Consider the following 17,944-nt stretch of genomic DNA (forward strand, 5'->3'; position numbering starts at 1 on the left):
TCGAAAATAATATAATATTCTTCTACAAATCACGATTTAACGTTATGAAATTTTGTTATGACAATTATAAAGAATTATTATAAACTACAATTGAATGCTTTGCGACTTGCCCGAGGTAAAAACGTTTTGATTGCAGAAGTAATAACTTATTTGAATGGGATAGAATTTATTTAAAATAAGTTCCGAATGCATTTTCATCCTCGAAAGTTTGAATGATTTCTTCTTCTTCGGATGTTAATTTAATTATAGGATTATCCTTCCAAAATCGTTTTTTATATCTGACGTTTGAGACGGACTTTAAATCTTCAAGTTCTAGAGAAGGCTCTCTCAGACCTCTAAATCTCTTCGTATTTTTTTCAAAAAGCACTGCCCTCGAATTCACAGTTGCTTTTAGGACTTCTTCATTGACTTGTAAATCAAAAGTGTAGTCAACTTCGATATAATTCAGATCGTGATTAGCTTGTTCTGAAAAGCTGTAATACCATGAATGCCGGGGATTACTAGCCGAAAGAAAAACAGAATCTACCGTTAACGGAATCAAATTATCTGCGCCTAAACCATGAGAAAGATTAGCAGAGTAGTCAAGTAAATATTCTTGGGTTACATTAAACGTAAATACGGCATTAAGCCATACTTCATTTGAATCAGATGGAATCGTTTTGACAGGGGGAATGCACTTCACCTTTACAATTTCTTCATTATTCTTCCTATATTTTTCCTCTACTACAAATCGATACTCATCAAAAACAGTAGAAAACGGCATCTTGATTTCAGAAGAATCTTTTAAATAGAGCGGAAAAAAGCTTAGAAACGGGAAATTTGTGAAAATAAAATCTCCTTCTTTTTTCCTAGCATATCGTGCCTGTTTAATTTTCAATTTACTAATGCCTGATTTGCTGTAAGCTATATTGTAGAAAGATTCTACAAATTCAGTAGATATGGTATCTGTAGTGGTAAACTGGCGGTAAAATACTCTACCATATTTCTCTTCCTTACTCGACAAAATTTCTTTTACTTTTTCGGCTATAATCCTCGCTCTTGCGTCTACTACCACTTCTTCTAAAATGATATTGTTACTCTCTAACTGAACAATGACAGATTGCTTTGGATCATTCACAATCATCGCTTTACTTTCATAGGAAATATGTGAAATGACTAATTCAAGTGGGAACTGGGCTTTGGGAAGTGAAATGGAAAACTCCCCGTTTTCATTACTAATGGTACCTATTCCGTACCTTTCTGAATAGATATGTGCAGAGGGAATAGAATCTGAATTCTTTTTATCAAGAATACGACCTTCGATTGTTTGCGCATCAGTATGTAGCACAAATAAAATTTTCAACATGCAAAAGAGTACTGTAGTGCGCATTGGAATTTTTTTGCACTAAAATAGTAGAAAAAAAAATAGCCTTAGTTTTTACTAAAGCTATTTTTATTTTTTTTTACTGAGCTAATTTCTCTTTCACACTTTTAATATTGTCCTTAAAGACTCTGTCAATCAACAAGTGTCTGGGGTCAATTCCAGCTTTAGCAAGAATGGTGTCCACCACAAAAGTGAAATCCATTTCTTCTTGATCGATTTTAACTCTCTTTTGGAACATTAAATCTTCTTCTTCGGCATCAGCAAATAAACCAATATCAATCCAGTCATTAATGGGAACATTAGTTTCATTACCCAAACTATCAGCTTTCATTTTTAGACTTTACACTCTCAAATTGACTTCATCAACACCATCTTCTAATATCTCATAAGTGGCATCCGTCAATCGGTTATCGTATAAAGTTATTTCCTTAAAACCAATCAATCTTCAGTTGAAGTTATTCGAAGAATCTGGTGCTTTTGATTCAATCAATATCTAGCCTTTATAATTCTTCAATGCAAATGATACCACAGTCGCCTCGTCTTTCCATCCCTATTTCAAGACAAGGCAGGTTTCATATCTTAAAAAGTGAATCAAATTTATTGCATAGTAAAACTTATATCACCAGCTGGTTTTAATTGATATTTCCTGTCGTCAGTGTATATTAAAAGTTGGTGTGCACCGATTGATAACCCTTGAGAAAAGGTTGGCTTTTTTAGTTTATAACCGTGGTTGATACCTGAAGAAGTATTGTACTCTTCAGCTGACAAATAATCCAACAACAAAGTATCTTTTTCGGAAGTGACAATTGCGTAATTTAAAAATTGTGTTCTGTAATATACATTTGTTTCAATTTTTATGTATCCCTGTTCTTCTTCAACAATTCGGTATTTACCTTCTACAAACTCTAAATAATTATGAGAATTATCAACATTTAAATAACCACTTTCCTTAGGAAGTACCATTTCAAATTTATCACCATCACTAAATGGAATAGTAGTAGGCATAACAACACCAATTTCTCCCGGCCAATCATAACCTTTACGTGCAGGATAACCTCCCACTTTAGCTTCTGAGAAGGTACTGATCTTATTTGTATGCTCGCCTGTAATTAACATGAATGAGCCTGGGGCATAAGGCTGATCCGTAGGCAGATTATAGGCATAATGCATTTTCATACTTCTGCTAGTTTCCAATTTATGTGTTCTGGTTATAGACCCGTCTTCTGAATAAATATTAAATTCTAAAATTACTGGTGCCGCCTGACCGACTTTATGAATTCTAATAATATCATTACCGATTATTTCAGAATCTACAGAAAAGTAATCAGGATTAGATCCATCAGGGTGCTGAAGAATACGTAGCATAAATTCATAACCTTTATTAAAATTATCTAATACTATATCAACAGGCTGCGACTCGCTGAGTGTATTTTCCGAAACAGATCTTATGGTTGGGAGGGATACTTCAATTTTTTTCCCACTTTCATATTTATTGTATAATCCCCCATCAGAAATATTTTCCTTAAAGTCGAGAATTATCTCAACAGTACTACCTAGTAATTGTGAATAAAAGGGCACATATAGAAGTAATTCATTTTCCTTCCAATCTCTTGAATCACCTTTACCAGCTGCATTGAGTAAATTAAGGTGATTTGCTTCAATATCTATCCCCGCACCTGAAAGAAATACGAAAGATACTTTATGTAAATTTTCTCCTTTTAACAATATTGAATCACCGAGCATGATCTCTTCCTTATCAGTAACTATCTCATCAAGACTAACTAGAAGACCGTCATCTGTATTGCAACTCAAAAAGAGAATTGATAAAATTAAATATCCTAAGTAACTAAGCTTTTTCATTTATGGCACCTTTCATTTAGGCAGCAAAGATAAAAAAAAGAATTTCTGATCCTATGGTTGAAAAAAATAGCCTTAGTTTTCACTAAAGCTATTTTTATTTTTTTTACTGAGCTAATTTCTCTTTCACACTTTTAATATTGTCCTTAAAGACTCTGTCAATCAACAAGTGTCTGGGGTCAATTCCAGCTTTAGCAGGAATGGTGTCCACCACAAAAGTGAAATCCATTTCTTCTTGATCGATTTTAACTCTCTTTTGGAACATTAAATCTTCTTCTTCGGCATCAGCAAATAAACCAATATCAATCCAGTCATTAATGGGAACATTAGTTTCATTACCCAAACTATCAGCTTTTATTTTCTTGCTTTCTACTTTTAAGTTGACCTCGTAAACGCCATCCTCTATTTTTCGATAGCTAGCATCTGTCATTCTATTGTCGTACAAAGTGATTTCCTTAAACCAGTCATCAATTAAATATTTCATGGAATCTGGAACCTGAGGCTCTAAATACTCGAGAAAATCAAGAGAGGTCGGATATGGGGGACCTTTATAGCGATACTCCTCTAGGAAAGCTCGCATAGCTTTGTTCACATTCTCTTCTCCTATGTAATCCTGTAAAGCAAAAAGGACAACGCTCCCTTTCCCATAATGAATATAACCTTGATTCTCTACCCTATACAGCGGTAATTCTTTTTCCAATTCACCACTTCTTCCTCTTAAATAACGATTATGATTGTATTTATTAAACTCTCGCATTTTCATAGGATCATCGGTTTCATTTTTCATAGTCATTAAAGATGAATATTCAGAAAAGCCTTCACTAAACATAGTGCTTCCTTGCATTGCCGCTCCAATCACTTGATGCGCCCAATATTGGTGAGCAATTTCATGAGCAATAACCGCGTCTATCACATTATTCTCCGTTTCATCTTCTAAATCAATTACAAATCCAAAAGATTCTGAATAGGGCATCGTACCCGGGAAGGCTTGGGCAAATGTAGAATATCTGGGAAACTCAATTATTCTACTTTGCTTGTGATAATAAGGACCAAAGTTATCCGTATAATATTGAAGTGATTTTCTGATAGCTGATTGCATTTTAGGCACATTTACCTCATGCTTTTTATCATAGTAAACTTCAATATCTACATCATTCCACTTTTCTCTGGAAACCTCAAATCGTGCAGAAATGAACGAATAAAAATTCATAGACGGATGATCTACTTTGTAATGAAAATACTTTCTACCATCTTCTTCCCATTCTCTCAATAAACTTCCTGGGGCTATGGCAATTTGATCTGACGCTGTAGAAATCACAGTTTCTACCTCAATGAAGTCTGACAAGCCATTCGTTAAATAGTTTTTATCGCAAGCAGGTCCACAATTTTCTTCTAAAGCAGGCATCCGCTCTTTTTCAGGCAAATCATATTTTTTACGAGTATTATTGTCGCTTATCTCAGCTCTTGAATTGTAGCCTAGAGAAGGTAACACTTCAAAATTATTCAAAAAGGTTCCATTTTCCACTATCGAAGTATTGCTCACCTGATTTTCAAAGCCTTTGGTAATATAATTATTCAAAATAGTAGCTCTCATGCTATCTCCGGGCTGAAAGGGCTGAGCCAATTTGTAAATTCGATAATCAAATTCCTCATCTTCAAAAACCAATTCTGCTCCTTCTATCAAGATCTCTGTGTCCCATGCAGGATTACAGCTGAAATGAAGAGAATCGATCGCTACATCCGTTTCATTTGTAAATAAGACTTCCGCTTTTACCTTCACATCCCTTTGGTATGGAAAAATATCAATAAAATAGTCAATTTCCCCGATTTTTGGCATGGCCATGTCTTCATACTTTTTATAGGTCTTTTCATACTCTACTGCTTGCAGTTCTCTTTCATCTGAAGTATCATAAGTATTTATCATTTGAGTATTGTAGAACACAAAGCCCGATAAGGATAACCATAAAGCAATCACCAAGAAAAAACTAATCTTAAAGGACTTAGGCATGCTCTTTCTCATCAGCTGCACTTTTTCTTTAAAATTGGCTTGAGTTCCTCTTTTCCAAATCATAGTTGCCAAAAACAAACAAATCAGTGCAAAGGAAATCCAATAGAAATTGAACCAAATTGAGCTAATTAAAGCTGGCCCAAAGGCATTCATATCGGAATAGATGATTCTTGGAGTAGCCCCTAACGAAATCATATTACTTTGAACATCTACAATTAATAGTAAAATATCTAAAGCAAAAATTAAGATTATAGAAATGAAATACCCAATATATTTATTACTGACCATGGCGTGAATCAGCACCATCACCATACTGTAAATTATATAATAGCCTAGGTAGCTGATGAAAAAGTCGCTGAAGTATAAACCTAATTCAATTCTGCTATACCCTGATCCTAATTGATAAATCACAGCACTTAATACAAAGAAGGCATACAGTACAACGGTGATAGCCACCAAACTACTCACTTTTGCTATTAATGAAGTAAAAGACTGATGCGGAGTGGCATCTATCACTTCATTGATGTTATTATCCTTATCTCGCCAAATCAATTCCCCACTGAAGAAAACCACAATGATAATGGTGAACAGACCGGAAACACTAGAAATAACATCCAGCATTTTATAGGTGACCGGATAAGACTGCAATCCGAAATATTCAAATCCTCCAGCTAAATTTGAAATCAGCATTAACAAACTGAAAATGATCAAAATCTTAAAAGTGGTGCTTTTGATGATACTTAGGAAATTAATATAGAAAAAGCTTCGAAACTGCTTCAATGATGTTGCCGAAGAAAAGTTTATGGACACTTTTGGCAAAATAAATGGCTCTCTTTTGATTGCCTTCTCCTTCTTTTCTGCTTTTACTTTTTTATTTTTTTGTTGGAAGCTAAAACTAAAATAAGAGGCTAGAAGAATAATCAAGCCTACTCCAAACCAAAGCAACCTATTGTAAAGTAGAATGGGAGTCAACTGCAATCCTAATGAATTCTTCTCCACTGGCGTATAATACTTCGACATAAAGGAATAAGTCCTGATGCCAAACGTATCTAAAAGTGCTGCCATGCTCTCGTTTTCAATGTCTGACATTAAGGTTCCGGATATAATATAGGCAACTATAACCGCCAATGCTCCCACAAATGAGATCACCGTGTTTTTCCAAATATTCGCAAAAGCAAAAATGATGGCCCCTGCAAAAAACATATTGGGCAAGACTATGAAAAAGTAGTTATTGATAAAGGAAGAAAGATAAAAAGCCCCAAAACGATCGGCTTCAATCCAGCCAAAAATAGGCGCTAATGCAGAGCCAATCAAGATACCAAGAAACACACCCAACATGGGGACAGTAGCTAGAATTAGTGCACCAAAGAAGCGACCAAAAAAATAGCCTGCTTTTTTGATGGGCGTACTAAACAATATTTCATTGAATTGATTTTGATAGTCTCGCAAAGCCGCATTATTAAAAAAGGCAGTAGCTATAATCAGACCAAATATGGTCATCACTCCAGTGTAAACCGCAATGATATGAGGTGCATTCCTGTACACATTACCTATTGAGCCTCCAATGGTCACGTTGTCGCTGACCACCGCAAAAAAGACCAATAGACCTAACAAAGCCGTGAATATATAAATCATCGGCTGCTTAAAAGTGTACTTTAATTCTGTTGTAAAAAAGTGTTTAAACATGACTGATGAGTTTATACTAAAATGTTAGAAGTATTGATTTTGGAGAAGAATACATCTTCTAAATTTGGCTGAACCTGCTCAAAGCCATCGCCTGGATTACTTTCACTGAACACGTGAATGAGAGGTCTACCACCCACCATTTTATTAGATATAATTGAATATTCTTTAGCATATCCATCTAATTCTTCTCGCTTCACTATTTTTTGATAAACTTTTCCCGTTAAATCTTCAATAGCCTTTTGTGGCGCGCCTTGGAAAACGATTTCTCCCAGGTTCATAATAGCCATATTGGTACATAGTTCTCGAACATCATCGACAATATGGGTAGATAAAATCACTACTACTTTCTCTCCAACATCAGCCAGCAAATTATAAAATCTATTTCTTTCACTTGGATCTAAGCCTGCAGTTGGCTCATCTACTATTATCAATTTTGGATCTCCAATCAAAGCCTGAGCAATGCCGACTCTTTGTTTCATTCCTCCTGAAAACCCTTTGATCGCTTTACTTCTTTTATCATAAAGATTCACTTTATCCAAAAGGTATTTCACCATTTCCTTGCGCTCGGACTTTTTAGAGATGCCTTTCAAAATCGCCATATGATCCAGCAGTTGTTCAGCTGTTATCCTAGGATACACCCCAAATTCCTGTGGCAAATAGCCCAAGACTTTACGTAGTTCATCGGGCTGGTTTAAAATATCAATTCCATCTAAATGGGCACTGCCTGTATCTGCTTCTTGTAAAGTAGCTAGAGTTCTCATTAAAGAAGATTTTCCTGCACCGTTAGGCCCTAATAGACCAAACATGCCGTTATCAATTTCTAAATTGATATTATCTAATGCTTTTACGCCATTCGGATAGGTTTTCGAAAGTTGGCTGATAGTAAGTTTACTCATGTTCCTTTTTTTAAATTTAAATCTCAGTATATAGATGCACTAATCGATACATTAGTAACTCGAAAAATAATATTTATTACGAAACTTACATCTACCTTTCATATAAAAGATTAAAGGAAATTAAATAGGATAAATGGTTAAGGCTTAAAATGAAGTATTTTTGAGCTAAGACCAAGCAAACCATTTTTCTTTTTATTAAAAACTATTTAAAAAGATACATAATATAAATACTCACTTTTAGTTTATAGGTGAGTATTCAATAAAAATGCCTGCTAATACATGAAATCAGCTTTTTACCTTCTACTATCTTTTTTAACAATCCAATCAGCTTATAATCAAACTTTAACAGGTATTGTACAATCATCCGAGGATGGTTTAAGTATAGAAGGCGCACATATTGTGAATATTTCTAAGAATAAAATGGCCATTTCCTCAGAGATGGGGAATTTCAGAGTAGAGGGCGATATAGGTGACACCTTGGTAGTGAGCAATATTAATTATATAACCAAGCGATTTATTATCAACACAACAAGCAGAATATCAATCTTACTGAAACCAAATCTAATTCAGCTTGAAGAAGTGATCGTAAGCAACCTCCCAAAGACTGCAAATGACTTTCGTAAAAAACTGATAGCAATGCCGATGCAGGATAATGGCAAACTGGTACCCTTCGGTGTAACACCTGGTAAAATCATGCCAAATATTCCAGTAATTTATGATAAAAGAGTAATTAATGGCTTAGGTTATGCAATTTCAAATCCACTGAAATATACCGCGTCCAAACTAAATGGAAAGTTTCAAGAAAAAGTCAAATATTGGGCAATTCAAGCGGATTTAGATAACTCTTTGATTAGAGATAAAAAATATAATAGAACATTAGTAGCTTCCCTTACCAAATTAGAAAGCGATGAACTAACAAACTTTATCCATTTCATGGATCTAGCTGATTCATTTATTAATAGCGCTTCAGAATATGAAATTGCGGAGAGAATTAAGGAAGAGTTTAAGGAATATCAACTACTAAATAAAGAAAACTAAATTCTATAAAACCTGAAAATCATAACTCCTTTTCTTCATTCGACTAAAATTAAACCACCAAATCCAATAAATACTGTTTATCATTCAAGTAATCCCCATAAAAGCCTAAGCGCTTCATATTTTCTAACAACTGCGAGAAGTCAGCAGAGTTTTTTAATTCTATCCCCACTACTGCCGAGCCCGTTTCTCTTGAATTCTTTTTGGTATATTCAAAATGACTGATGTCATCATCAGGACCTAACACCTCCACTACAAATTGCTTTAATGCTCCAGCTCTTTGCGGAAATTTTACTACAAAATAATGCTTTAAGCCTTTGTAGAGCAGGGCTCTTTCTTTAATTTCTTCAGTTCTGGTAATGTCATTATTACTGCCGCTCAAAACACAAACCACATTTTTGCCTTTGATTTCATCTGCATAATGATCCAATGCAGAAATGGATAATGCTCCGGCTGGTTCGGCAACAATGGCGTCCTTATTATACAATTGCAAAATGACATCGCATACTTTTCCTTCCTCCACGGTGATGACTTCAGTTAAATTTTGCCTGCAGATTTCAAAATTCAAATCCCCCACTTTTTTAACCGCTGCACCATCCACAAATTTTTCAATATGCTTCAAAGTCGTATTCGATCCTTTTTCAATAGAAGTTTTCATAGCTGGCGCTCCTGCTGGCTCCACTCCTATGATTTTGGTTTGAGGTGACAATGCCTTAAAAACACTGCTCACCCCAGCTGATAGTCCCCCCCCACCGACTGGCATAAAGAGATAATCAATAGGATTTTCTGCTTGTTGCAAGATTTCCAGACCCACTGTTCCCTGTCCTTCAACTACTTTAGGATCATCAAAAGGATGAATGAAAACAGCCCCAGATTTTTCTTGGAATTGCTGAGCGGCATGAAAAGCATCATCAAAGGTATCGCCCACCAATTCTATCTCCACGAAATCCTCGCCAAACATTTCTACTTGCGCAATTTTTTGTTTTGGAGTTGGTGCGGGCATGAAAATCCTGCCTTTCACTTCCAATTTTTTGCAAGAAAAAGCCACTCCTTGTGCATGATTACCAGCACTAGCGCAAACAATGCCTTTATCTAATTCTTCCCGACTAAGGCTACTAATCTTATTATAGGAACCTCTAATTTTGTAGGAACGCACGGGTTGCAAATCCTCTCGTTTGAATTGAATATTAGCAGCAAACTCTTTCGACAAACCCAAATTGGGAGTTAAAGGAGTTAAAAGTGCCACGCCTTTCAGTTTTTGCGCGGCACTTTGTATAGCTTCTATTTTTGGGTAGTATGCTTTTAAAGTAGTTGGCATTTCTTAAATTCTTAATTGAGAAACAGTTTAACTCATTAATTTAAATAATATAATTCGCTCAAACCGAAATTATATATATGACAATAAGTTCTTCTTATACCCATCTATTGACACCTTTAATGATCTTCCTTTTTCTTTTGTCTTGAAACAAAAGAAACAAAAATTCAAGGCTGTATTCATTTCTTAACGCTATTTTCATTTTGTAATTGGGAAACAAAAAAACTCCCTGCGGTCAAACAGTTTTTGTTTCTTAACCAATTACAAAATGAAAATACCTAAAATGAATAAGGCCGTCCTAAACATGAGACCGTATAAAATGGCTGAATTTACACTCTTATGCATTTTCCGGTCTTAACTTTCTGACTGCAGCACCTGCTTGCCACATTTCAGAATTTTTCAATTCATTCAATTCTTTTTCTAATTCTACTCTGTAATCGGCTTTTTCGTTGGCGGTTATGGTCAGCTTTGCTTCATTCCCTGTCTCAACCGAATCATATAACTCTTCAAAAACAGGTTTTACTGCATCTCTGAATTTTTTCCACCAATCCAATGCACCTCGTTGCGCTGTAGTGGAGCAATTAGCATACATCCAGTCCATACCGTTTTCAGCAACCAATGGATATAAAGATTGCGTTGCTTCCTCCACTGTCTCATTAAAAGCTTCAGAAGGAGAATGACCTTTTTTACGCAGTAAATCATATTGTGCTGCAAATAAGCCTTGGATAGCTCCCATTAAACTACCTCTTTCTCCCGTCAAATCACTATAAACTTCTTTTCGGAAATCGGTTTGAAATAAATAGCCTGAACCTACTCCTATTCCCAAGGCTACACATCTTTCCCAGGCTTTTCCGGTAGCATCCTGATGGATGGCAAAACTGGAATTCAAACCTCTTCCCTCTACAAATAATCTTCTTAAGCTAGTGCCCGAACCTTTTGGAGCTACCAAAATCACATCTACATCTTTGGGAGGAACTATACCAGTTTGATCTTTATAGGTCACCCCAAATCCATGAGAAAAATACAATGCTTTACCTGGAGTAAGATGCTTTTTCACCATTTCCCATTGTGCTATTTGTCCTGCATCTGATAATAAGTATTGCAGAATTGTACCCTTTTCAGCAGCTTCTTCTAATTCAAAGAGTGTTTTGCCTGGTTCCCAGCCATCAGCTACAGCTTTGTCCCAACTTTTAGAGCCTTTTCTTTGTCCGACAATCACATTAAAGCCATTGTCTTTAAGGTTTAATGCCTGTCCTGGGCCTTGCACTCCGTAGCCCAAAACCGTTATAGTTTCGTCTTTTAATACTTCCTGAGCTTTTGCTAAAGGAAATTCCTGTCGTGTTACGACTTCTTCTTCTACTGTTCCAAATTTTAGTTTTGCCATTATTTTAGATTTTAGAGTCTAGATTTTAGAACCTAGACGGTTGATTTAATTCTTATTTTTATACATCTTCTACTGTTCTATTTTTTAAATCACCGGTCAGACGCTTTATGCGTCAGACCGAGATTCTTACCCATTCCCCCTTTGGGGGTTAGGGGGCTTACAGTTCGACCTTTGGTGTCGTCCCCGTTATTAATTATCAATTCGTAATTATTAATTACAGTCTCGAAGCTTGCTCCACTTCCGTAAAATAGTCTTGAAATTCCTTCATCGGTTTAGAAATTGAAATTCTACCAGATCGAACAAATTCGAGAATACCATGTGGCTTTAATTGCTCAAATAATTCCTGTGTTTCTTCCTTGAAACCTGTTTTTTCAATAATGGTGAAGTCAGGTTCCACTGCCAGCAAACGAGCATGATGTTTCCGCACAATATTTTCCACTTCTTTTGTTTGTGACAATTGCTTAGTCGGCATTTTATATAATGCCATTTCTTGATACACTATGCCATCATTCTTATGATAAAAAGCTTTGAAAACATCCACTTGCTTTTCAATCTGCTTCACAATTTTTTTTATTTTATCCTCCTCAGAACTTACCACAATAGTATAGCGATGAATATCTTTCACTTCACTTTCTGAAGCGGTTATGCTCTCAATATTGATATGCCTACGGGTGAAAATGGTAGTCACCCGGTGCAGAATTCCAATAAGGTTTTCTGTATAGATTGATAAAGTGAATTGTTCTTTCATACTTAAGATATTTAGATAGTAGAGTCTAGAATCTAGACTATGACCTCTTAATTTCAGATTCTTATTTCTAGACTCTAGGTTCTAGTCTCTAGGTTCTATTTTTTATTCCAGTCTTATTTCAGAAACTGAAGCACCTGTCGGAATCATTGGGAAAATATTATTCTCTTTCCCCACCATTACTTCAAGTAAAAAGCTTCCTTCATGCGATAAAAAGCGATGAATACTATCTTCTAATTTGTCTCTTTCCGTTACTTTCTCTGACTCAATCCCGTATCCTTTTGCAATCATCTGAAAATCAGGGTTTACCATGTCTACTGAAGAATATCGCTTCTCAAAAAACATATGCTGCCACTGCCGCACCATTCCTAGATACTCATTATTTAATAGCAAGATTTTCACATCAACCTTGGTTTCGAAAATAACACCCAGTTCCTGTATGGTCATTTGAAAACCACCATCTCCTATCACGGCAATTACTTGACGGTTTGGAGCAGCAAACTTAGCCCCGATTGCAGCGGGCAGGGCAAAACCCATGGTACCCAAACCGCCTGAAGTCACATTACTTTTCCAATTCGCATATTGATAATAGCGCTGTGCTACCATCTGATGTTGGCCCACATCCGTCACGATGATGGCATTGCCCCTAGAAATATTAGAAATATGTTTGATGACTTCCCCCATGCTCATGGGCTCATCTGCTTGAGGATTTAATTCATCTTTGATTACTTTTTCATCCTCCTGAGCATTCAGTTCATTAAATCTAGCCAACCATTCACCATGTTGATTCTCATTTGCTTTTTCTAATAAAGCCGTCAGTGATTCTTTGCAGTTCCCTAATACAGGCACATTTGCCTCCACATTTTTATTGATTTCAGCAGGATCAATTTCTAAGTGAATGACCTTTGCTTGCTTTGCATATCTGCTTACATCACCTGTTACTCTATCATCAAAGCGCATTCCCACGGCAATCAATACATCACATTCATTTGTTAGAATATTGGGCGCATAATTTCCATGCATACCCAACATTCCCACATTTAAAGGATGTGAAGTGGGCAATGCAGATAAGCCCATGATAGTCCAGGCTGCAGGAATGCCTGTTTTCTCTACAAAATCCTGAAATTCTTTTTTAGCATTGGATAAAAGCACTCCATGCCCGAAAAGAATCAGAGGCTTTTTCGCTGAATTGATTAATTCTGCCGCTTGATCTAATGCTTTTTCGCTTAATTTAGGATTAGGCACATAGCTCCTTATTTGATCGCAAGTTTGATAATCTTCAAATTCAGCCTTTTCAAATTGCGCATCTTTTGTAATATCGACCAACACAGGTCCAGGTTTTCCACTTTTGGCTATATAAAATGCTTTTGCCACTGCTGCAGGTATATCTTCAGCTTTTGTTACTTGGATATTCCATTTAGTTACCGCCATCGAAATACTTACAATATCGGTTTCCTGGAAAGCATCCGAACCTATCATTTTACCCGGCACTTGCCCCGTTATGCAAACCATCGGGGTAGAATCCAACTGAGCATCTGCTAAGCCGGTTATTAGATTTGTAGCCCCCGGACCAGAAGTAGCCAAACAAACACCTACTTTTCCGGAGATTCTTGCAAACCCTTGGGCAGCATGTGTTGCACCTTGCTCATGACGCGTCATGATGTGCCTGATTTTTTCTTTTTGATCAAATAAAGCATCATAAACCGGCATGATGGCACCGCCAGGATAACCGAAAAGTGTTTCCACTCCTTCACGGATTAGGCAATTCACCAGAGCCGCTGCACCGCTCATGGTTGTTTTCGTTTTTTGTGATTTAGTGGCTACTGTTTCCATTTTATAAATCGGTTATACATCCCAAAGATGCTGATGATACCAGCTTGCTATACTTCCTTAAGCTTCCGCTCACATTTCGCTCAGGCTTTGCAGGAGATTTGTCCTTTCGTTTTTCCCATTCCTTTTCATTCATCAATACACTTATGGAATTTTCCACGGCATCAATTCTAATGCGGTCTCCATTCTCCACATAAGCCAATGGACCATTATCAAATGCTTCCGGGGAAATATGCCCTACCACAAAACCGTGGGTTCCTCCAGAAAATCTACCATCTGTAATAAGCGCTACTTTCTTCCCTAAACCTGCTCCCATAATAGCAGCAGTCGGCTTTAACATTTCAGGCATGCCGGGGCCTCCTTTTGGACCTTCATAGCGAATGACCACTACATCGCCCTCTTTTATTTCACCTTTGGCAATTCCATCATTCGCCAAAAATTCTCCATCATAAACTCTAGCAGTTCCTTCGAAAATCTCTCCTTCTTTCCCTGTGATTTTAGCTACAGCTCCTTCAGGTGCTAAATTGCCTTTCAAAATCCTGAGGTGACCTGAGCTTTTGATAGGATTTTTCACTGAATGAATGATGTCTTGCTGCTCTCCTAAACCTTGAACATCTTTATAATTTTCAGCTAAAGTTTTACCTGTTATAGTCATGCAATCTCCGTGAAGAAGCCCTTCCTCCAACATCATTTTCATCACTGCAGGAATCCCACCACTTTTATGAAGATCTTCCATCAGGTATTTGCCGGAAGGTTTTAAGTCTGCCAGATAAGGAGTTTCTGCACTGATTCGAGCGAAATCTTCCAATGTTAAATCGATTTCAAAAGCATTAGCTACTGCTAATAAATGTAAAACCGCATTGGTAGATCCGCCCAAAACTGTAATCAACCGTATGGCATTTTCAAATGATTTCTTAGTGACTATATCCCGTGGCTTCAAATCCTTTTCAATCAAATTCTTTATGGCTAACCCTGCCTCTGCACACTCTTCCCTCTTGTCCTCACTTTGAGCAGGATTGGATGCCCCATAAGGCAAACACAATCCCAAAGCTTCAATAGCCGAAGCCATGGTATTGGCTGTGTACATTCCTCCGCAGGCTCCAGGCCCAGGGCAAGCATTCGCTACTACTCCTTTAAAATCTTCTTCTGAAATAGTATTGGCTTGCTTCTTCCCCAAAGCTTCAAAAGCCGAAACCACATCTAATTTTTCTCCATTATGACAACCTGGTGCAATAGTACCTCCATAAATAATCATCGAGGGACGATTCAATCTACCCATGGCTAACAATGCACCCGGCATATTTTTATCGCATCCTGTAATCGCTATCATAGCATCATAAGCTTGCGCATTTACCACTGTTTCCATGGAATCAGCTATGATATCACGTGAAGGAAGAGAATAACGCATGCCATTGGTTCCCATTGAAATGCCATCGCTGACTCCAATTGTGTTGAAAATCAATCCTACCCACTCATAAGATTTGATGCTTTTCTTGACCTCCAAGGCCAAATCATTCAAATGCATATTACAGGGATTACCTTCAAAACCAGTGCTTGCAATGCCTATTTGGGGTTTTTCTAAGTCTTTATCAGACAAACCAATGGCATGTAACATGGCCTGAGCTGCCGGCTGCGTTGGGTCTTGGGTTACTGCTTTGCTATATGGATTTAATTCCTTCGCCATTATATGATGGTTTGATTTTGTAAATCGTTAAATAATACTTTTTGTCGGTAGATATGATAGATGCTCTGACCTATAGAATCTTCCCAACTCAATGGAAAGATCGTATCATTTACTTGAGCGATTGGCGCAATTTCAGCTGCAGTTCCAGTAAAGAAAGCTGTATCAGCTTCCAATAATTGTGCTTTAGAAATAGGCTTCTCCGTCACCTTGATTTCATGCTCTTTGCAGATCTCCAAAACAGTTTGACGAGTAATTCCTGGCAAAATAGTCCCTCTGGAAGGCGTGAAAAGCTCTCCATTTTTCTCTATAAATATATTAGCTCCAGAACCTTCTGCAACATGCTGTGTGTAATCCAATAAAATAGCTTCATCAAAACCTAACTTTTTAGCTTCAGTAGTGGCCAGAATTGAGTTGGTATAATGACCTACAACTTTAGCTTCCATATGCTGGGAAGCTGGATGTATACGTTGATATGATGAAATTTTAGCCTTGATGGGATCATGACCCAAATATTTCTCCCATTTCCAAGCGCATATGAACACATTCACCTCTTCTGTAGGCTGCAGCGCCATATTAGCACCTAAATAAACCAACGGTCGGATATAGGCATCGGTCAAATTATTGCGATCTAATAATTCATAGCTTATGCTGACTAATTCCTCTACTGAATACGGCATTTTGATATGCATTAAGTCAGCCGATTTGTGTAAACGCTCATAATGCTCATGGGCTTTAAAGATGTTAAAACCTACATCATTTTTATACGCGCGGATACCTTCAAACACCCCATTTCCGTAGTGCAGGGTTTGTCCATACAAGCTCGTTTGCGCATCTTTGGCATGTTGCCATTCTCCATTGAGGAATGCCAGGGTTTTATCATTATAATACATAGCCGTTTCGATTTAGATTTCCATTTATTTTTTTTAAAGAAAAAGCCATCCTGTTTTAGCAAGATGGCTTTCTATCATTTCATTTTTGATAAAAGCTCATCTTGCCATTTTGAAAAAAATGACGCTGATGTTAATAATGACAATATTTATGATTTCGAATTTTCTCATTACGCACTTACTGTTACCAGCTTTTTAATTTCTTTTACTACAAAATCACCTACTTCTTTGGTGTTTTTTGGATTTTCCTTTTGGATGTCTTCAGTAGCAAATCCTGCTTTTAATGAATTCGCTACTGCATCTTTTATAATTTGACTTTCTTCTTTCAATTCAAAAGCATATTCCAATAACATGGCAGCTGATAATATTGCACCTAGTGGATTCGCAATCCCTTTTCCTGCCGCTTGAGGATAAGAACCATGAATTGGCTCAAACAAACTGCTTTTAGTTCCTAAAGAGGCAGAAGGCAATAAGCCTAAGGACCCGGAAATAACAGAAGCTTCATCCGTGATGATGTCCCCAAACATATTTTCAGTCAAGACCACGTCAAAATCTTTCGGATTCTGAATGATTTTCATGGCAGCATTGTCCACAAACATAAAATCAAGTTCAACCTTCGGATACTGACTTGATATTTCTTTTACCGTTTCTCTCCACAGACGTGAAGTAGCTAAAACGTTCGCTTTATCCACTAAAGTCAGTTTCTTCCTTCTGTTCTCCGCAGCCTTAAATGCCAGATGAGAAATCCGTTCAATTTCAGTTTTGGAATAAACACAGCTATCAAAGGCAGTGTTTCCATCTTCTGATCTACCTCTTGGCTCACCAAAATAGATGCCTCCAGTTAATTCCCTGAATACCACAAAATCGGTTCCTTTAATGATGTGTTCTTTCAAAGGAGATATGGGCAAAAGGGCATCATAACTACTCACAGGTCGCACATTGGCAAAAAGTCCTAAATTTTTACGCATCTTCAATAATCCCTGCTCAGGTCGAACTTTTGCGTTTGGATCATTATCATATTTAGGATCGCCTATGGCACCAAATAAAATAGCATCTGCTGATTTGCAACTTTCCTCCGTAGCTTCCGGAAAAGGATTCCCTGTAGCATCAATTGCTGCAGCCCCAATTAATGATTCAGCATATTTAAACTGATGACCAAAAGTTTCAGCAACTGCATTCAAGGCTTTCACTGCCTCAGCTGTTACTTCAGGACCAATTCCGTCTCCGGCCAATATTGCTATGTTTTTATTCATA

General features: G+C 37.0%; 13 protein-coding genes. 1 reads left to right on the forward strand and 12 read right to left on the reverse strand.

From position 1 onward, the window contains the following. Nucleotides 1-166: 166 nt before the first annotated feature. From B9Y84_RS16125 to B9Y84_RS16145, 5 genes are all read right to left on the reverse strand, one after another. Nucleotides 167-1,369: a carboxypeptidase-like regulatory domain-containing protein gene (locus B9Y84_RS16125; RefSeq protein WP_085518422.1), complete on the reverse strand. Its 1,203-nt coding sequence runs from the start codon at nt 1,367-1,369 to the stop codon at nt 167-169. Between the two features lie 73 nt (nt 1,370-1,442). Continuing rightward, entirely contained in the window at nt 1,443-1,694 is a 252-nt protein-coding gene (locus B9Y84_RS16130) for a hypothetical protein (RefSeq protein ID WP_085518423.1), read from the reverse strand. A 266-nt stretch (nt 1,695-1,960) separates the two neighbouring features. Continuing rightward, a complete protein-coding gene (locus B9Y84_RS16135; protein ID WP_085518424.1) occupies nt 1,961-3,223 on the reverse strand; it encodes a hypothetical protein in 1,263 nt (420 codons plus the stop codon). A gap of 103 nt (nt 3,224-3,326) precedes the next feature. Continuing rightward, nucleotides 3,327-6,914 (reverse strand): ABC transporter permease/M1 family aminopeptidase, encoded by a 3,588-nt coding sequence (locus tag B9Y84_RS16140; protein WP_085518425.1) that lies wholly within the window; start codon nt 6,912-6,914, stop codon nt 3,327-3,329. A gap of 11 nt (nt 6,915-6,925) precedes the next feature. Then, nucleotides 6,926-7,810 (reverse strand): ABC transporter ATP-binding protein, encoded by an 885-nt coding sequence (locus tag B9Y84_RS16145; RefSeq protein WP_085518426.1) that lies wholly within the window; start codon nt 7,808-7,810, stop codon nt 6,926-6,928. Nucleotides 7,811-8,089: 279 nt separating this feature from the next. Between B9Y84_RS16145 and B9Y84_RS16150 the strand changes: the two genes are divergently transcribed. Further along, the gene (locus tag B9Y84_RS16150; protein WP_085518427.1) at nt 8,090-8,848 is read left to right on the forward strand and encodes a peptidase associated/transthyretin-like domain-containing protein; all 759 of its coding nucleotides are present in this window, start codon (nt 8,090-8,092) and stop codon (nt 8,846-8,848) included. Between the two features lie 49 nt (nt 8,849-8,897). Here the strand turns inward: B9Y84_RS16150 and ilvA are convergent, their stop codons facing one another. The 7 genes from ilvA to leuB all read right to left on the reverse strand — a co-directional run bounded on the left by ilvA (nt 8,898) and on the right by leuB (nt 17,943). Beyond that, complete coding sequence (gene ilvA / locus B9Y84_RS16155) at nt 8,898-10,163, reverse strand: threonine ammonia-lyase IlvA (RefSeq protein WP_085518428.1); 1,266 nt, start codon at nt 10,161-10,163, stop codon at nt 8,898-8,900. A gap of 334 nt (nt 10,164-10,497) precedes the next feature. Next, nucleotides 10,498-11,544 (reverse strand): ketol-acid reductoisomerase, encoded by a 1,047-nt coding sequence (gene ilvC, locus B9Y84_RS16160; RefSeq protein ID WP_085518429.1) that lies wholly within the window; start codon nt 11,542-11,544, stop codon nt 10,498-10,500. 214 nt (nt 11,545-11,758) lie between these two features. Then, nucleotides 11,759-12,292, reverse strand: coding sequence for an acetolactate synthase small subunit (gene ilvN / locus B9Y84_RS16165; RefSeq protein ID WP_085518430.1), 534 nt, complete (start codon nt 12,290-12,292; stop codon nt 11,759-11,761). A gap of 102 nt (nt 12,293-12,394) precedes the next feature. Continuing rightward, nucleotides 12,395-14,122, reverse strand: coding sequence for a biosynthetic-type acetolactate synthase large subunit (gene ilvB, locus B9Y84_RS16170; RefSeq protein WP_085518431.1), 1,728 nt, complete (start codon nt 14,120-14,122; stop codon nt 12,395-12,397). Between the two features lies 1 nt (nt 14,123). Next, on the reverse strand, nt 14,124-15,803 hold the full coding sequence (gene ilvD / locus B9Y84_RS16175) for a dihydroxy-acid dehydratase (RefSeq protein WP_085518432.1): 1,680 nt from the start codon (nt 15,801-15,803) through the stop codon (nt 14,124-14,126). Next, a complete protein-coding gene (locus B9Y84_RS16180; RefSeq protein WP_085518433.1) occupies nt 15,803-16,693 on the reverse strand; it encodes a branched-chain amino acid transaminase in 891 nt (296 codons plus the stop codon). Before B9Y84_RS16180 ends, ilvD begins: the two co-directional genes overlap by 1 nt. Before the next feature lie 167 nt (nt 16,694-16,860). Beyond that, nucleotides 16,861-17,943 (reverse strand): 3-isopropylmalate dehydrogenase, encoded by a 1,083-nt coding sequence (leuB, locus tag B9Y84_RS16185; RefSeq protein ID WP_085518434.1) that lies wholly within the window; start codon nt 17,941-17,943, stop codon nt 16,861-16,863. Nucleotide 17,944 lies beyond the last annotated feature (1 nt).

The organism is Marivirga sericea (genome assembly GCF_900177665.1).
Classification (GTDB): domain Bacteria; phylum Bacteroidota; class Bacteroidia; order Cytophagales; family Cyclobacteriaceae; genus Marivirga; species Marivirga sericea.

Bases quoted from the DNA above. Each gene is read 5' to 3' on its own strand.
- B9Y84_RS16125 (WP_085518422.1), bottom strand. From the start codon at position 1,369: ATGCGCACTACAGTACTCTTTTGCATGTTGAAAATTTTATTTGTGCTA.
- B9Y84_RS16130 (WP_085518423.1), bottom strand. From the start codon at position 1,694: ATGAAAGCTGATAGTTTGGGTAATGAAACTAATGTTCCCATTAATGAC.
- B9Y84_RS16135 (WP_085518424.1), bottom strand. From the start codon at position 3,223: ATGAAAAAGCTTAGTTACTTAGGATATTTAATTTTATCAATTCTCTTT.
- B9Y84_RS16140 (WP_085518425.1), bottom strand. From the start codon at position 6,914: ATGTTTAAACACTTTTTTACAACAGAATTAAAGTACACTTTTAAGCAG.
- B9Y84_RS16145 (WP_085518426.1), bottom strand. From the start codon at position 7,810: ATGAGTAAACTTACTATCAGCCAACTTTCGAAAACCTATCCGAATGGC.
- B9Y84_RS16150 (WP_085518427.1), top strand. From the start codon at position 8,090: ATGAAATCAGCTTTTTACCTTCTACTATCTTTTTTAACAATCCAATCA.
- ilvA (WP_085518428.1), bottom strand. From the start codon at position 10,163: ATGCCAACTACTTTAAAAGCATACTACCCAAAAATAGAAGCTATACAA.
- ilvC (WP_085518429.1), bottom strand. From the start codon at position 11,544: ATGGCAAAACTAAAATTTGGAACAGTAGAAGAAGAAGTCGTAACACGA.
- ilvN (WP_085518430.1), bottom strand. From the start codon at position 12,292: ATGAAAGAACAATTCACTTTATCAATCTATACAGAAAACCTTATTGGA.
- ilvB (WP_085518431.1), bottom strand. From the start codon at position 14,122: ATGGAAACAGTAGCCACTAAATCACAAAAAACGAAAACAACCATGAGC.
- ilvD (WP_085518432.1), bottom strand. From the start codon at position 15,803: ATGGCGAAGGAATTAAATCCATATAGCAAAGCAGTAACCCAAGACCCA.
- B9Y84_RS16180 (WP_085518433.1), bottom strand. From the start codon at position 16,693: ATGTATTATAATGATAAAACCCTGGCATTCCTCAATGGAGAATGGCAA.
- leuB (WP_085518434.1), bottom strand. From the start codon at position 17,943: ATGAATAAAAACATAGCAATATTGGCCGGAGACGGAATTGGTCCTGAA.